At 48.3% G+C, this 744-nt stretch carries 1 protein-coding gene; it reads left to right on the forward strand.

Features of this window, described 5'->3' with window-relative positions:
- On the forward strand, positions 1–744 hold a 744-nt coding region (locus tag KP705_RS15695; RefSeq protein ID WP_215764861.1), incomplete at both ends, for a plasmid recombination protein.

The following is a 744-nucleotide window of genomic DNA, read 5'->3' on the forward strand; positions in this document are numbered from 1 at the left end:
ATGAGGCTACCCGGAGAAATCCGGATGCCTGTTTGCATGTTGAAAATCCAGGCAAGCCGGTTCTCGTTTTTGGTCAGGATTTAGAAGCTCTTGAGCGTGAGCATGAGCAGGCTTGCGATGGTGCTGTTGATGTTCAGAAGAATGGCAAGAGCAGGAAAATCAGAAGCACTCAAAATACTATGGCGTGCATTGTTCTGTCTTGGCCAGGTGAGATGGATGCCGATTGTAAGCGTTGGCAAGCTCGGTCGGTCAAGTGGTTGCAGGACACGTATGGGGACCAGTTGAAGACAGTCATCAGGCATGATGATGAGGCTTTTCCTCATCTTCATGCTTTCATCGTTCCTGATGATTTGAAGGCGATCAGCTTACATCCTGGGGATAGTGCAAAGCAGAAGGCCAAGGCGGATKGGTTATCTCCAAAGKAACAAAATGAAGMCTATAAGCAATCGTTTAGAGATTGGCAGGACAGTTATTGGGATAAGGTCGGGAAGCCTTCTGGCTTAACTCGTATTGGTCCAGGTCGTAGKCGTTTAACTCGGGACCAGTGGAACCAGGAGAAGCAACAAGCCAAGGCTTTAGCTATTGCTCTGGCTGATGGTCGTGCTGTTGCAAAGCGTGTTGATGCTGCAAAAGCTAAGGCTGAAAAGTTTGAGAAGGCTGGCACGTTGGTTGGTKCTGTTTCTTCTGCTGTTGCTGGTGGTGTTGTTCAGGTTTCTGAGTCATTCACGAAAAGCCGTTTTGATG

Source organism: Gluconobacter sp. P1D12_c (genome assembly GCF_018812105.1).
Classification (GTDB): Bacteria; Pseudomonadota; Alphaproteobacteria; order Acetobacterales; family Acetobacteraceae; genus Gluconobacter; species Gluconobacter oxydans_A.